The sequence below is a fragment of the Microbacterium sediminis genome (assembly GCF_004564075.1).
Lineage (GTDB): Bacteria > Actinomycetota > Actinomycetes > Actinomycetales > Microbacteriaceae > Microbacterium > Microbacterium sediminis.
The window spans coordinates 2,350,332-2,363,986 of sequence record NZ_CP038256.1 but is presented as its reverse complement, the minus strand read 5'-3'; the positions used below and the strand labels follow the sequence as shown (position 1 = coordinate 2,363,986).

Annotated in this window: 17 protein-coding genes; 13 read left to right on the top strand and 4 right to left on the bottom strand. The window is 72.6% G+C overall.

What is annotated here, in order from left to right; translation table 11 throughout:
* Positions 1-40 precede the first annotated feature (40 nt).
* The 13 genes from tsaE to E3O41_RS11260 all read left to right on the top strand — a co-directional run bounded on the left by tsaE (position 41) and on the right by E3O41_RS11260 (position 10,270).
* On the top strand, positions 41-535 hold the full coding sequence (gene tsaE / locus E3O41_RS11325) for a tRNA (adenosine(37)-N6)-threonylcarbamoyltransferase complex ATPase subunit type 1 TsaE (RefSeq protein WP_067024640.1): 495 nt from the start codon (positions 41-43) through the stop codon (positions 533-535).
* Positions 536-583: 48 nt separating this feature from the next.
* Positions 584-2,209: a radical SAM protein gene (locus E3O41_RS11320; RefSeq protein WP_244927246.1), complete on the top strand. Its 1,626-nt coding sequence runs from the start codon at positions 584-586 to the stop codon at positions 2,207-2,209.
* On the top strand, positions 2,206-2,517 hold the full coding sequence (locus E3O41_RS11315) for a hypothetical protein (RefSeq protein WP_067024634.1): 312 nt from the start codon (positions 2,206-2,208) through the stop codon (positions 2,515-2,517). Before E3O41_RS11320 ends, E3O41_RS11315 begins: the two co-directional genes overlap by 4 nt.
* Before the next feature lie 4 nt (positions 2,518-2,521).
* Positions 2,522-3,343: a prolipoprotein diacylglyceryl transferase gene (locus E3O41_RS11310; RefSeq protein ID WP_083990851.1), complete on the top strand. Its 822-nt coding sequence runs from the start codon at positions 2,522-2,524 to the stop codon at positions 3,341-3,343.
* Positions 3,327-3,875 (top strand): hypothetical protein, encoded by a 549-nt coding sequence (locus E3O41_RS11305; protein ID WP_067024631.1) that lies wholly within the window; start codon positions 3,327-3,329, stop codon positions 3,873-3,875. The genes E3O41_RS11310 and E3O41_RS11305 overlap by 17 nt, the downstream gene beginning before the upstream one ends.
* Positions 3,876-3,938: 63 nt before the next feature.
* Positions 3,939-4,463: a hypothetical protein gene (locus E3O41_RS14275; RefSeq protein ID WP_067024628.1), complete on the top strand. Its 525-nt coding sequence runs from the start codon at positions 3,939-3,941 to the stop codon at positions 4,461-4,463.
* Positions 4,464-4,504: 41 nt separating this feature from the next.
* Positions 4,505-5,161, top strand: coding sequence for a tRNA (adenosine(37)-N6)-threonylcarbamoyltransferase complex dimerization subunit type 1 TsaB (gene tsaB, locus E3O41_RS11290; RefSeq protein WP_067024625.1), 657 nt, complete (start codon positions 4,505-4,507; stop codon positions 5,159-5,161).
* Complete coding sequence (gene rimI, locus E3O41_RS11285; RefSeq protein ID WP_067024622.1) at positions 5,158-5,664, top strand: ribosomal protein S18-alanine N-acetyltransferase; 507 nt, start codon at positions 5,158-5,160, stop codon at positions 5,662-5,664. The genes tsaB and rimI overlap by 4 nt, the downstream gene beginning before the upstream one ends.
* Entirely contained in the window at positions 5,661-6,773 is a 1,113-nt protein-coding gene (gene tsaD, locus E3O41_RS11280) for a tRNA (adenosine(37)-N6)-threonylcarbamoyltransferase complex transferase subunit TsaD (protein ID WP_135012414.1), read from the top strand. The genes rimI and tsaD overlap by 4 nt, the downstream gene beginning before the upstream one ends.
* Positions 6,770-7,186, top strand: coding sequence for a hypothetical protein (locus E3O41_RS11275; RefSeq protein ID WP_067024616.1), 417 nt, complete (start codon positions 6,770-6,772; stop codon positions 7,184-7,186). Before tsaD ends, E3O41_RS11275 begins: the two co-directional genes overlap by 4 nt.
* 58 nt (positions 7,187-7,244) lie before the next feature.
* On the top strand, positions 7,245-8,126 hold the full coding sequence (gene proC / locus E3O41_RS11270; RefSeq protein ID WP_067024613.1) for a pyrroline-5-carboxylate reductase: 882 nt from the start codon (positions 7,245-7,247) through the stop codon (positions 8,124-8,126).
* Positions 8,127-8,180: 54 nt separating this feature from the next.
* Entirely contained in the window at positions 8,181-9,554 is a 1,374-nt protein-coding gene (locus tag E3O41_RS11265; protein WP_244927278.1) for a TrkH family potassium uptake protein, read from the top strand.
* 20 nt (positions 9,555-9,574) lie between these two features.
* Positions 9,575-10,270: a potassium channel family protein gene (locus tag E3O41_RS11260; RefSeq protein ID WP_173849894.1), complete on the top strand. Its 696-nt coding sequence runs from the start codon at positions 9,575-9,577 to the stop codon at positions 10,268-10,270.
* 61 nt (positions 10,271-10,331) lie between these two features.
* Here E3O41_RS11260 and E3O41_RS11255 read toward each other — a convergent pair whose 3' ends face one another.
* The 4 genes from E3O41_RS11255 to E3O41_RS11240 all read right to left on the bottom strand — a co-directional run bounded on the left by E3O41_RS11255 (position 10,332) and on the right by E3O41_RS11240 (position 13,577).
* Positions 10,332-10,508: a CsbD family protein gene (locus E3O41_RS11255; protein ID WP_067024610.1), complete on the bottom strand. Its 177-nt coding sequence runs from the start codon at positions 10,506-10,508 to the stop codon at positions 10,332-10,334.
* 50 nt (positions 10,509-10,558) lie between these two features.
* A complete protein-coding gene (locus E3O41_RS11250) occupies positions 10,559-11,416 on the bottom strand; it encodes a hypothetical protein (RefSeq protein WP_240482297.1) in 858 nt (285 codons plus the stop codon).
* A 93-nt stretch (positions 11,417-11,509) separates the two neighbouring features.
* On the bottom strand, positions 11,510-12,181 hold the full coding sequence (locus tag E3O41_RS11245) for a potassium channel family protein (RefSeq protein ID WP_067024606.1): 672 nt from the start codon (positions 12,179-12,181) through the stop codon (positions 11,510-11,512).
* A complete protein-coding gene (locus tag E3O41_RS11240; RefSeq protein ID WP_135012693.1) occupies positions 12,174-13,577 on the bottom strand; it encodes a TrkH family potassium uptake protein in 1,404 nt (467 codons plus the stop codon). Before E3O41_RS11240 ends, E3O41_RS11245 begins: the two co-directional genes overlap by 8 nt.
* Positions 13,578-13,655: the final 78 nt, after the last annotated feature.

Sequence of the window (13,655 nt, the reverse complement as noted above, 5' to 3'; positions counted from 1 at the left end):
AGCGAAGCGAACCCAATCGAGTCCGTCGGAGGTGGGACAGATGATCCCCGATGAGCTGCTGGGGCGGCACGACATCGCCTCGGCCGCCGACATGGAGGCGCTGGGCGAGCGGATCGGGCGCGGCCTCGTCGCCGGCGACCTCCTCGTGCTCACCGGCCCGCTCGGCGCCGGCAAGACGACCCTCACGCGCGGGATCGCGGCCGGGCTGGGCGTGCGCGGGCCGATCCAGAGCCCGACGTTCGTCATCGCCCGCACCCACCCGTCGCTCGTCGGCGGCGCGCCGCTCGTGCACGCCGACGCGTACCGCGTGGGAGATGCGATGGAGCTCGACGACCTCGACATCGACGCCGACGCCTCCGTCGTGGTGATGGAGTGGGGCCGCGGCAAGGTCGAGGGCCTGCGCGAGACGTGGTGGGACATCGAGATCGAGCGCCCCGTCGGCGGCCGCGGCATGGACGGCTGCGACGTCACGCGGTCGGCCGAGGAGCTCGACGCCGACGCGCCCCGCGTGGTCACGATCACCCGCATGCCCTGATCTGTGGATAAGCGCGGTGCGCGGGGCGCGTGCCGATAGCCTGACCGCATGACGGGGAGCCAGGCAGGACCGGGAATGCCGCTGCGGGACTACCGCATCCATCGCTACGTCAACGCGTTCTGTCCCCGCTGCCACGAGGAGGACCCCGATCGGCCGCTCGCCGAGGTGCGGCGGCTGTCGGGCTGGCTCGCCAACCGCGACGGGCGGATCTGGCTCGAGCGCGGCTGCCCCGATCACGGCCTCATCCGCACCCTGTACGACGAGTCGGCCGAGATCCTGACGTACCTCGAGCAGTGGACGGCGCCGACGAAGGTGCACGAGCCCGACATGATCGGCAACTTCAAACCGGTGCCGTCGGCGTACGAGGATGGGCTGCCGCAGATGCAGACGCAGCACACGTGCATCCTGCTCGAGGACATCACCGATCACTGCAACCTGCGCTGCCCCACCTGCTTCGCCGAGTCCAGCCCGGCCCAGGCGGCCGTCGCGCCGCTGGCCGAGGTGCTCGCCTCGGTCGATGCCCGGCTCGCACGCGAGAACGGCCGGATCGACGTGCTCATGCTCTCGGGCGGCGAGCCGACGCTGTACCCGTGGCTCGAGCAGCTGCTCGAGCACCTCGTGACCCGCCCGATCGTGCGCATCCTGATCAACTCGAACGGGCTGCGGATCGCCAACGACGACGCGTTCGTCGAGGTGCTCAAGCGCCACCGCGAGCGCGTGGAGATCTACCTCCAGTACGACGGCGAGTCGAAGGAGGCGTCGGCCTATCACCGCGGCGCCGACATCCGCCGGTTCAAGGAGCGCGCGCTCGAGCGGCTCTCGGCCGCCGGGGTGTTCACAACCCTCACGATGACGGCGGCCCTCGGCGTCAACGACGGCGAGATCGGCGCGGTCATCCGGCGCGCGCTCGAGACGCCGTTCGTCGGCGGCGTCACGATCCAGCCCGTGTTCGGCTCCGGTCGCTCGGCCGGCATCGACCCCGACGACCGGCTCACCCACGGCGGCGTGCTGGCGCGCCTGGGCCCGCAGACCGACGACCTCGTGACGTGGCGCGATCTCACGGCCCTGCCGTGCAGCCACCCGCACTGCTGCTCGGTGGGCTACCTGCTGCAGGACGACGCGGGGGAGTGGAAGTCGCTCGTGGGCCTCATCGGGCACGACCGGCTCAAGGAGTTCCTCGAGCTCGAGCCCGACCTCATCGCCAACCGGATCGCCGACTCGAACGTCAACAAGAAGATCCGCGAGGTCGTCAAGGCCTCCCTGCTCGATCTGCTCAGCGAGCAGTCCTCGCTGTCGCACCCGTCGATGATCGACATCTGGCGCGACATCTGCCAGGCCTGCGACCTGGGCATCGGCACCCTCGCCACCCTCGCCGCCTCGAAGCTGCCCGGCCAGCACGGCCGGCTGCGCAAGCTGCTCGGCGCGCGCGTCAAGCGCATCACGATCAAGCCCTTCATGGACATCAACACGATGATCGAGGAGCGCCTCACGCAGTGCTGCGTGCACGTGGCGACGGTGAACGAGACCACCGACGCCCACCAGTGCGCCCCGTTCTGCGCCGTGCAGGCGTGGGCGCCGCTCTCGCGCACGCGCCTGTCCACGGCCACGGGATCGCGGCGGCTCGAGCCGAGCCTCGGCCCGGTGCGCAAGACCCTGCCGCTGGTGGCGACATGAGCGCCTACGACGGCCTGAACCAGTACGACGCCACGGTCGGCGACCCCAAGCCGGCCTTCGATCCGCTTCGGCTCTGCGTCTACACGACCGTCGCGGTGCTCGCCTGCCTGCTCGGACCGGTGGCGGTGCTCGCGTTCGCCCTCGTCGCGATCGCCGGGTACGCCCGCGCGCGCCGCGCCGGACTGCTCCGCTCGCGGTGCAAGCTGGGCGACACTCGCCTCGTGCTGCTCTACCTCGCGGTCATCGCGGCGCTCGCCGCGGCGGCGATCCCGCTGTGGGTGATGCTCTGGATCCGGCTGGTCGGGTGAGGCCGTGTTCCCCACGCTGCAGGATCTCGCCGGCTGGCTGCCGCCGCTCGACACCCATTCCGCGTTCGTCGCCCTCGGTGTGACGCTCGGCGCCCTCGTCTTCGTCGTCGAGAAGCGGCGCCGCGGGATCACCGACTACCGCGTCTGGTATCTCCTGCTCGGTGCGCTGATGGGCGCCTCGATCCTGGCCCGGCTGGGCACGTGGGCCCAGCACCTGGACCCCTCGAAGAACCTCAGCCTCGTGGAGCAGCTGTCGTACGGCAACGCGTCGATGCTCTCGGCGCTCGTGGGGGCGTGGCTCGGCGTGCACGTCGCGAAGCGGATCGTCCGCTACCCCGATCGCTCCGGCGACCTGTTCGCGCCCGCCGTCGCGCTCGCGATGGGCGTGGGCCGGTTCGGCTGCCTGCTCACCGAGAACCCCGGCACCCCCACGCACGCACCCTGGGGCATCGTGCTCGACGAGGCCGCCGCCGCGTACACCGGCAGCGTGGCGGGCGTGCCGCTGCACCCGAGCTTCGTGTACGAGATCGTCTTCCACCTCGCGGCCTTCGCGCTGCTGTGGTTCTGGGTGCGCCATCGCGCCATCGCCGCCGGCGAGACCCTCACGCTCTACGTCGCCGCCTACGGCGTCTTCCGCTTCCTCGTGGAGTTCGTCCGCGGCAACGAGATCGCGTGGCTCGGGCTGACCCGGCCGCAGCTGTTCCTGCTCGTGACGATGCCGCTCCTGTTCGCCCGGATCGCCTGGATGATCCGCACCGGCCGCTTCCGCGCCGCCCCGGCCGCCGCCCCGACAGAGAGGACCGTCCCGGATGAGCAACCCGCCTGACCAGCCCGCCGTGCCGCCCGGCGAGGGGCCCTCGGAGCCCGAGCGCGTCGTGCCGCCCGAGCCCGCCGCCGACCCGCCGGCGTGGACCCCGCCTGGCGGCGACGCCCCGCAGGCGCCGCCGATCCCGCCCGCGCCGACGCACGCGCAGCCGTATGCGCAACCGGGGCCGCAGGGGGCGATGCCACCGTACGGGCCCCCGGGCGCGGCGCCGGGGCAGCCGTACGCCGGGCCGTACCCGTACGCCTACCCCGCCCCGGCGGCGCCGCCGCGTCAGGTCGGCGGTCTCGCCTTCGGGTGGGGTGTGCTGATCGGCCTCCTCGGCGCGGTGCTCGTGCAGGTGGCCGCGATCACGATCCTGATGACCCCGTCGGGCTTCTTCGGTCTCCTCCTCATCGCGCTGCTGTTCGTCGCCGGCATCGTCCTCGTCTGCCTCCGCGCCACCCGGAGCCTCGGCGTCGGCGTGCTGATCAGCGTCGCGGCGATGCCGATCGTCATCTTCGGCACCTGCGTCGTGGTCCTCTCGGGGGTCTGACCGCCCGCCCGGCCCTGTGGATAAGTCCCGCGCGGGCGGGGCGGGCGTCGTTAGCGTGGCGGCATGACGGCGAGCGCGACCTCGGGGACCTGGCCCGATCCGGGCGCGCCCGGGGCCGGTCCGGGCGCGCGCGCCGACGCGGACGAGCTGATCGTGCCGCCCGAGCCGCCGCTGCCCGCGCCACCGGAGCCCGAGCCCGAGCCGGAGCCCGAGCCCGAGCCCGAGCCTGAGCCCGAAGCCGAGCCAGAGCCGGAGCCCGCCCTGCTGCCGGGGCTCCCTCCCGCCGAGGTCGTCCCCCGCGGGTGGATGCCCCGGCAGATCGGCGGCATCTGGTTCGGGGTCGGGGTGGCGATCGGCTGGCTGGGCGGGATCGTGTTCCAGTACGCGTCGCTGTGGACCGAGGAGGGGTTTCCCCTCTCCTCCGAGCACACGCTCCTCGTCCTGCTCGCCGCCGGTCTCGTGCTGACGTGCATCCGCCGCACCTGCAGCTTCGGGATCGGCGCCCTCGTGAGCCTGCCCTTCGCGCCCCTGCTGGTGTTCAGCCGTCTCGTCGACCTGATCTCGCCGCTGCTGCTGCTGCTGGGCTGACCCTCAGCGATCCCCGGATCGCGCGCGGATACCCTGGAGGGGTGATCCTGGCCGTCGATACGTCGCTGGGCTCGGCCGTCGCGGTGGTCGGGCTCGACGGCTCCGTGCGCGGTTCGGCCGCGAGCGAGAGCCCCCGCGGGCATGCCGAGGTGATCGGCGATCTGCTCGTGCGCGCGCTCGCCGAGGCGGGCGCGACCCCCGGCGACATCACGCACGTCGCTGCCGGCATGGGGCCGGGCCCGTTCACCGGCCTGCGCATCGGCATCGCCGCCGCCCGCGCCTTCGCGCAGGGCCGGGGCCTGCCGGTGATCCCCGTCGTCAGCCACGACGCGATCGCGTTCGCCCACCTGCTGCGCCGGGCCGACGACGAGGCGGCCGCGGGCCACGCGATGGTGCCCGCCGACGCCGACCCCACGTTCTCGATCGTCACCGACGCGCGCCGCCGCGAATGGGCCGTGTCGTCGTACACCACCCTCGACGACGACGGCATCCCGCTTCGCACGCGCGGACCGGAGCTCGAGCCGGCCCGGACCGAGGGCTACGTCCCCGTGCTCACCACCGCCGTCTCCGCCGGGGCGCTCGGCGCCCTCGCCGCGCGCATGATCGCGGCGGGTCGCGTCGAGCCGATGGCCGAGCCGCTGTACCTGCGCTCGCCCGACGTGGTCGAGGGCCACACGCCCAAGCGGGTGAGCGCATGAGCGCCGCCGCGATCCGGCCCGCCACGATCGACGACCTCGCCGCGATCATGGCGATCGAGCGGGCGTCGTTTCCCACCGACGCCTGGAGCGAGGCGATGATGGCCGAGGAGCTGCGCAGCCCCTACGGCGCCTACGTCGTCGTGGAGCAGGCCGGCCGCATCGTCGGCTACGCGGGCCTGCGCGCGCTCCCGGGCGCGAGCGACGGCGACATCCAGACGATCGCGCTGAGCGCCGAGGCGCGCGGCCGCGGCCAGGGCCGCACCCTGCTGCGGCACGTGATCGACGAGGCCGCCCGGCGCCGCGTGCGGGAGCTGTTCCTCGAGGTGCGGGCGGACAACCCCGTGGCGCAGCGCCTGTACGCCTCCGAGGGGTTCGCCGAGATCGGCGTGCGCCCGAACTACTACCAGCCCGACGGCGTGGACGCGATCATCATGAAGCTCGACGTGCGCGCCTGGGACGCGGCCCGCGCCGCCATCCCGGCCGAGGCGGGAGCCTGCACATGAACCGCGTCGAACCCCTCGTGCTCGGCATCGAGACCAGCTGCGACGAGACCGGCATCGGGATCGTGCGGGGTCGCACGCTGCTGAGCAACACGATCGCCAGCAGCATGGACGAGCACGCCCGCTACGGCGGTGTCGTGCCCGAGGTCGCCGCCCGCGCGCACCTCGAGGCGCTGCAGCCGGCCATCGAGCGCGCCGTGGCCGAGGCCGGCATCCGCCTGGCCGATCTCGACGCCGTCGCCGTCACGAGCGGCCCCGGCCTCGCCGGCGCGCTCATGGTGGGCGTCGGGGCCGCCAAAGCGCTCGCCGTCTCGCTCGGCAAGCCGCTCTACGCGGTCAACCACCTCGTCGGGCACATCGCCGCCGACATCCTCACCGCCGACTCCGAACCGCTCGAGTACCCGACCGTCGCGCTGCTCGTCAGCGGCGGACACACGTCGCTGCTGCTCGTGCGCGATCTCACCACCGACGTCGAGCTGCTGGGCGAGACCGTCGACGACGCGGCGGGGGAGGCCTTCGACAAGGTCGCCCGGATCCTCGGCCTGCCCTACCCGGGCGGTCCGCAGATCGACCGGGCCGCGCAGGGCGGCGATCCCACCGCGATCCGCTTCCCGCGCGGGCTGTCGCGGGCGAGCGATCGCGAGAAGCACCGCTGGGACTTCTCGTTCTCGGGCCTGAAGACCGCCGTGGCGCGCTGGATCGAGCAGCGCGAGGCGGCCGGCGAGGAGATCCCGCTCGCCGACGTCGCGGTGAGCTTCCGCGAGGCCGTGGTCGACGTGCTCGTGAGCAAGGCGCTCGACGCGTGCGCGGCGCACGGCGTTCCGCGCCTGCTGCTCGGCGGCGGCGTGATCGCCAACCGCCGCCTGCGCGAGGTGGCGCTCGAGCGCGCGGCCGCGCAGGGCGTGACCGTGCGCATCCCGCCGCTGAGCCTGTGCACCGACAACGGCGCGATGATCGCCGGCCTCGCCGCCGAGCTCATCGCCTCGGGCCGCCCGGCCTCCACGCTGGCTTTCGGTGCCGACTCGACGCTGCCCGTGACCGAGATCCAGGTGGCGGAGTCCGGCCCGACCGCCGTGGCGCAGCCGCACCTCGCCGGGAGCGGCTCGTCGTGAGCGACGCCGTCCGCGACGCCGACGACCCCGCGGTGCAGACCCGCCGCCGGGCGTACGAACGCGTGGCGACGGACGCGGTGGAGCTCATCGAGAACCTCGTCCACGACGCGCCGCCGCCGCTGCCCGCGCGCGAATCCGCCGCGGCCCCGCCCCCGGCCCGTCGCCGCGGCCGCCCGCTGGCCGCGGCCTCGCTGACCGCGTCGGTGTTCGGCCTGACGCTGTCGTGGCTGATGCCCTTGGCCATGCCGGTGTCGATCCTGGGCTCCGTGCTCGCCATCATCGCCCTTCGCCGCACGTGGGAGCAGCGCGAGCCGGCGTGGTGGGGCCTGGGCCTGGGGATCGCCGGGGCGGCGTGCGCGTCGTTCTGGGTGGGCTGGATCATCACGCAGCTGAACGCCGTCTCCGCCGGCTGATCCGATCCGGCCCGGCGATGCCCTTCGGCCGCCGGGGCCGACGACCTACGATGGGGTCATGAGCGACACCCTTCCTGCGATCGCGTTCATCGGTGCCGGATCGATGGGAGGCGCGATCGTGCGCGGCCTCGCGGCGAGCGGCGTGCCCGTGGACGGCCCCATCCGGGTGACCAACCGGACGGCCGCCCGCGCCGCGACCCTCGCGGGGATCGACGGCGTGGAGAGCATCGCGCTCGAGGAGCGGCCCGAGGGCAACGCCGAGGCCATCGCCGCCTCGCGCGTGGTGGTGCTGGGCGTCAAGCCGCAGCGCATGCCGGAGCTGCTCCACGACATCGCCCCGCACGTGCGCGACGACGCGATCGTCGTGACCCTGGCGGCGGGGGTGCCGCTGGCCACCTACGAGGCCGGGCTCCCGGGGGCGGCCGTCGTGCGGGCCATGCCGAACACCCCGTCGACCGTCGGCAAGGGCGTCACCGGCATCGCCGCCGGCACGCACGCCACCCCGGAGGATCTCGCGATCGTCCGGCGCCTGTTCGAGACCGTCGGCGAGGTGCTCGAGGTGCGCGGCGACGACGGCATCGACGCGATCTCGACGATCTCCGGATCCGGGCCGGCGTACGTGTTCCTGCTCATCGAGAAGCTGGCCGAGGCCGCCCGCCACCAGGGCTTCGGCGACGACGAGGCCCTGCTGCTGGCCCGCGGCACGTTCGCCGGCGCGACGGCGCTGCTCGACGCCGAGGGCGAGGAGCCCGCTGAGCTCCGCCGCCGCGTGACGAGCCCGCAGGGCACCACCGAGCGCGCGATCGCCGTGCTGCAGGACGCGCACCTCGATCAGGTGTTCGCCGACGCCACCGACGCCGCCTACGCGCGCGCCAAGGAGCTCGCGGGCGTCAACCCGACCCCCGCGACCGAGGTCATCATCCTCAAGTCCTCCGACTGACGCCTCGCGCGTCGTTTGCGCCGCCGCGCAATCGGCGTAGTCTCATCCCTCGTGATCCATCGAGCGCCCCGGGGCGCGGGCCTCGCGCGGGTCCAGGGGCTGGCGCGGCACGGACTCGCACCCGCCCAGGCCATCGTCACCGGCTTCGGGCTGGCGCTGCTGGTGGGCACCACCCTGCTGTGGCTGCCGATCTCGTCGACGCAGCGGCCGGCGACCTTCGTCGAGGCGCTCTTCACCGCCACGTCAGCGCTGTGCGTCACGGGGCTGACGGTGGTCGACACGGCGGTGTTCTGGACGCCGTTCGGCAAGCTCGTCATCCTGCTGCTCATCCAGGTCGGCGGGCTCGGGATCATGCTCTTCGCGGCCCTGGTGGGCCTCGTGCTGGCCCGCAAGCTCTCGGTGCGGGCGCGGATCAACACGGTCGTCGAGGCGAAGGCCTTCGGGGTGCCCGACGTGCGGCGGCTGGCCCGCAACATCTTCCTCACCTCGATCGCCATCGAGGCGGTCGTCGCGGCGCTGCTGTTCGTGCGGTTCGTCAGCGGCTACGGCTACGACGCGGGCAAGGCTCTTTGGCACGGCGTCTTCCACTCGGTGTCGTCGTTCAACAACGCCGGCTTCGCCCTGTACACCGACAACATGATGGGCTTCGTCGCCGACCCCTGGGTGTCGCTGCCGATGTGCGCGGCGATCATCCTCGGCGGCGTCGGCTTCCCCGTGCTGCGCGAGCTGGCGCGCGAATGGCGCCGGCCCCTGCACTGGTCGATGAACACGCGCATCGTGCTGCCGGCGACGATCGTGCTCCTCGTGCTCGGCTCGCTCGCGATCACGGTGATCGAGTGGGAGAACCCCGGCACGCTGGGCGACAAGGACCCCGCGACGCGTGTGCTCGCCGGCTTCTATCACGCCGTGCAGACACGCACCGCGGGCTTCAACTCGCTCGACATCGGCGCGATGCACGACGAGACCTGGCTCATCATGGACATCCTCATGTTCATCGGCGGCGGCCCCGCCGGCACCGCGGGCGGCATCAAGATCACGACCTTCGCCGTGCTGCTGTTCATCCTCTGGACCGAGCTGCGCGGCGGCACCGCCGTGAACATCTTCGGCAAGCGGCTGTCGCGATCGGTGCACCGCGAGGCGATCTCGGTCGTGCTCATGGCGCTCGCGGCGGTGATGGGCGCGACCGTCGCGATCCTCACAATGACCGATCTCGATCTCGATCGCGTGCTGTTCGAGGCGGTCTCGGCGTTCGCCACCGTGGGCCTGTCCACCGGCATCACCGCGACGCTGCCGCCGGCGGCCCAGCTCATCCTCGTGGCGCTCATGTTCCTCGGCCGCATCGGCCCGCTCACGCTCGGCTCGGCCCTCGCGCTGCGCGAGCGCCGCGTCGCCTACGAACTCCCCAAGGAGCGCCCCGTCATCGGCTGACGGCGCGGAAAGGACACATCATGGGATCGTTCCTGTCGTTCGGCGAGAAGGCGCGGCGCATCGCAGAGGCCGACTCCGTCGCCGTGATCGGCCTGGGTCGGTTCGGGCGCTCGCTCGCCCTGGAGCTGATGGCGTCAGGCACCGAGGTGCTCGGCATCGACGCCGACGAGACCATCGTGCAGGAGCTCAACGGCCAGCTCACCCAGGTGGTCCGGGCCGACGCCACCAAGGACGAGGTGCTCCGTCAGCTCGCGGTCCACCAGTTCGATCGCGTGGTCGTCGCCGTCAGCAGCGACCTGAAGGCGTCGATCCTGTGCGCGTCGCTGCTGCTGCAGCTCGGCGTTCCCGTGGTGTGGGCCAAGGCCACCGACGAGCAGCACGGCCGCATCCTCGAGCAGCTCGGCGTGCACCACGTCGTCTACCCCGAGTCCGACATGGGGCGTCGCGTCGCCCACCTCGTGCGCGGGGCGGCCAAGGACTACCTCGAGATCGAGGCCGGCTACGCCCTCGTCAAGGCCGCCGCACCCACCGAGCTGCACGGCGTCGCGCTCGGCGACACGGACCTGCGCCAGCGCCGGGGCGTCACGATCGCCGCCTGGCGCAGCGCCGCGGGGGAGTGGCAGTACGCCGACAACGCGACGGTGCTGCACGAGGGCGACACGGTCGTCGCGGTCGGGCCCACCCGCAACGTCGAGGCCTTCGCGCAGCTGCGCTGACGCCCGCGCGCAGCACGACGGCCCGTGCGCGCTGCCGCACACGGGCCGTCGCCGGCGGGGGTCACTTGTCGGTGAAGGCGTCCTTGACGTCGTCGCCGACCTTCTTGGCCTTGGCGCCGAGCTGCTCGCCCTTGCCCTCGGCCTCGAGCTCCTCGTTGTCGGTCGCCTTGCCGGCGCCCTCCTTGGCCTTGCCCACGAACTCCTCCGCGTTGTGCTTGATGTCGTCTCCGATGCCCATGTGGGGCTCCTTCCTGTCGGGGCGGCGTGGTGTGCCGCCGGTGGGTCGGTCTAGGCGCCGAGGCCGACGCGGTCGACCCGGCGGTGGTAGCGCATGCCCGCCAGGCCGCCGAGCACGGCGCCGACGAGCGTGACGATCGCGGCGCCCACGGCGGTGAGGATGCCGGTGGTCGTCGCGGTCTCCGGGGTGACGGGGATCCGCGGGAAGCCGTTGAACATCGCGAGGATGTCCCACTGGCTGCCGGCGATGGCGGTCACCACGGCCACGACGACGGCCACGACGATCGCCCACAGCCACACGGCGAAGCCCTGCTTGGCGCCGTTGAAGCGGGCCATGCGGCCGGCGACGTAGCCGCCCGCGAAGTACGACACGAGCAGCAGCACGCCCAGCACGATCGCGCCGAGGATGCCGACGGCCGCGGGGTTCTCGCCCGCCGCGTCGGTCGCCTCGCCCATCGAGGTGCCGGTGCCCAAGCTCACGCCCGCGCCCACGGCCGCCGCGAGGGCGGTGAGGAGCACCGCGGTGCCCATGGCGGCCAGCCAGCCGAAGAAGGCCGAGCCGAACTTCATGCCGCCGAACTCCTCGCGCTCGCGCGCCACGACGTCCTCGCGCAGCGTGCTGCGATCGTCGGCGACGGCGTCGACCCGGCGGTCGTCGTCGACCACGCGCCGGTCCTCGGCCACGCGCGCGTCGTCGCGCGGCAGCACCCGGGTCTCGGCATCGCCCCGGGCGTCCGCGCCGTGCCGGGTCTCGGCGTCGCGCCGAAGCGCGCCATCGGTGCGGGGGTCGTCGACACCGGCGCGGGTGGCGTCGGGGTCGTCGTAGCGGGGATCGAGCCGATCGTCGGCCACCCGCCGGTCCTCGGGCGGGACGCGCGGGTCCCGGCCGTCCTGCGTTCCCTGACTCATGCCGCCCACGCTACGGCGGTGTCGCGCGCGGTGAACCCCCGTTGCGAAAGCGGTCGCGCGGTCGTACCCTGTGTGGCCCCCGTGCGCCGTGGATCAGCGGTCGAGCGAGGCGAAGCGCTCCACGTCCTCGGCGGTGCCCGAGACGATGATGAGGTCGTGGTTGGTCACGACCGTGTTCGCCTCCGCATAGCGGAACGGCTTGCCCGGGCTCTTCACGCCGACGACCGTGACGTTGTACTTGGTGCGCACGCCCGACTCGTTCAGGCCGATGCCGCGGATGAACTTGGGCGGGTACATCTTGGTCAGCACGAAGTCGTCGTCGAAGCGGATGAAGTCGAGCATGCGCCCGCCCACGAGGTGCGCGACGCGCTCGCCGGCCTCGCGTTCGGGGTAGATGACGTGGTTCGCGCCGACGCGGGCGAGGATCTTGCCGTGCGACTGCGAGACGGCCTTGGCCCAGATCTGCGGCACCTTCAGGTCGACGAGGTTCGCGGTGATGAGCACCGAGGCCTCGATCGACGAGCCCACGGCCACGACCGCCACCTGGAAGTCGGCGGCGCCCACCTGCTTGAGCGCGTCGATGCTGCGCGCGTCGGCCTGGACGGCGTGCGTCACCCGCTCCGACCACTTCTGCACGAGCTCGAGGTTCTCGTCGATCGCGAGCACGTCGCGGTCGAGGCGATCGAGCTCCCCGGCGCACGCGGCGCCGAAGCGACCGAGCCCGATCACCAGGACGGGAGCGTCGTTGCGGATCTGCTCAACCAACGATCGGCCTTTCGACGGGGAGGGAGTAGAGCTGGGAGCGGGACGTGGCCGCCACCGCTGCGGCAAGAGTGACTGTACCAACGCGGCCCATGAAGATCGTCGTCGCCAGCACGTACAGGGCCGAGTCGGGCAGCGTCTCGGTGAGCCCGGTCGACAGGCCCACCGTCGCGAAGCCGGAGATCACGTCGAAGAGCACCTCGGCGATCGGCGCGTGCGTGATCTGGGCGATGACGATGGTGGCGAGCGCGACGATCGTCGCACCCCAGGCGAGGACGGCCACGGCGACGCGCTGCACGTCGCTGGGCACGCGGCGGCCGAACGCCTCGACGCTGCGGCGCCCCTTGGCCTCGGACCACACGCTCAGCGCGAGCACGGCCAGGGTGGTGACCTTGATGCCGCCCGCGGTCGACGCCGAGCCGCCGCCGACGAACATGAGCATCGAGCCGACCACCATGCTCGACCCGTACAGCTCGCCGATGTCGACGACCGCGAAGCCGCCGGATCGCGTCATCGCCGACATGAAGAACGACTGGAACACGGTGTCGGAGGCGTTCATCGAGCCGTACGTGCCGGGGTTGCCGTACTCCAGCGCGAGGAACGCCACGGCGCCGGCGAAGAACAGGATCACCGTGGTGACGAGCGTGAGCTTGACGTGCAGCGACCACCGGCGCGGCCGTAGCAGGTCGCGCGAGAGGGCGTAGATCACGGGGAAGCCGATGCTGCCGAGGAAGACGGCCACCATGATCACGGTGAGGAAGAAGTAGTCGTGCCCGAACACGGCGATGCCGCCGGGGTTGGGCGTGAAGCCGGTGTTCGTGAACGCCATCGCGGCGTAGTACGGCGCGTACCAGGCCGCCTCGAGCCACGAGTAGCCGGCCGAGACGATCGGCAGGTAGAGGAGCGCGGCCGTGGTGGCCTCGATGATGAGGGTCGACAGCGCCACCGTGCGCAGCAGCTGACCCACCTCGCCCAGGCGCACGGCCTGCGACTCGCTCACCGCGCCGCCGTGGGCGCGCAGCGGGTTCGTGTCGCCCGCCGCGATGAGCTTGGCCCGCAGGCCCAGCCGCTTCGAGATGATCAGGCCCAGCATCGACGCCAGCGTGAGGGCGCCCATGCCGCCGATATTGACGCCGATGTAGATCACGGCGTTGCCGAACGGCGACCAGTGCGTGGCCATGTCGACCGTCGACAGGCCCGTCACGCAGATCGTCGACACGGCGGTGAACAGGGCGTCGGCGAACGAGGTGCGCGAGTGCGACGCCGACGAGATCGGCAGCGTCAGCAGGGTCGTCCACAGCGTGATCAGCAGCAGGAAGACGAGGATCGCGAAGCGCGCGGGGGAGGACGTCGTGAACTCCCGGAAGAAGTGCCCGACGTCGCGGCGGATCCGCTTCATGCGTTCGACGGCATCGACGCGGGCGCTGTAAGCGCTCTGCGACATCCGATCCCCCTCCGAGCGACGAACGTCCTCATG

Excerpts from the sequence above, each read along its gene's own strand:
- tsaE (WP_067024640.1), top strand. The coding sequence starts at position 41 with ATGATCCCCGATGAGCTGCTGGGGCGGCACGACATCGCCTCGGCCGCC.
- E3O41_RS11320 (WP_244927246.1), top strand. The coding sequence starts at position 584 with ATGACGGGGAGCCAGGCAGGACCGGGAATGCCGCTGCGGGACTACCGC.
- E3O41_RS11315 (WP_067024634.1), top strand. The coding sequence starts at position 2,206 with ATGAGCGCCTACGACGGCCTGAACCAGTACGACGCCACGGTCGGCGAC.
- E3O41_RS11305 (WP_067024631.1), top strand. The coding sequence starts at position 3,327 with ATGAGCAACCCGCCTGACCAGCCCGCCGTGCCGCCCGGCGAGGGGCCC.
- E3O41_RS14275 (WP_067024628.1), top strand. The coding sequence starts at position 3,939 with ATGACGGCGAGCGCGACCTCGGGGACCTGGCCCGATCCGGGCGCGCCC.
- rimI (WP_067024622.1), top strand. The coding sequence starts at position 5,158 with ATGAGCGCCGCCGCGATCCGGCCCGCCACGATCGACGACCTCGCCGCG.
- tsaD (WP_135012414.1), top strand. The coding sequence starts at position 5,661 with ATGAACCGCGTCGAACCCCTCGTGCTCGGCATCGAGACCAGCTGCGAC.
- proC (WP_067024613.1), top strand. The coding sequence starts at position 7,245 with ATGAGCGACACCCTTCCTGCGATCGCGTTCATCGGTGCCGGATCGATG.
- E3O41_RS11260 (WP_173849894.1), top strand. The coding sequence starts at position 9,575 with ATGGGATCGTTCCTGTCGTTCGGCGAGAAGGCGCGGCGCATCGCAGAG.
- E3O41_RS11255 (WP_067024610.1), bottom strand. The coding sequence starts at position 10,508 with ATGGGCATCGGAGACGACATCAAGCACAACGCGGAGGAGTTCGTGGGC.
- E3O41_RS11250 (WP_240482297.1), bottom strand. The coding sequence starts at position 11,416 with ATGAGTCAGGGAACGCAGGACGGCCGGGACCCGCGCGTCCCGCCCGAG.
- E3O41_RS11240 (WP_135012693.1), bottom strand. The coding sequence starts at position 13,577 with ATGAAGCGGATCCGCCGCGACGTCGGGCACTTCTTCCGGGAGTTCACG.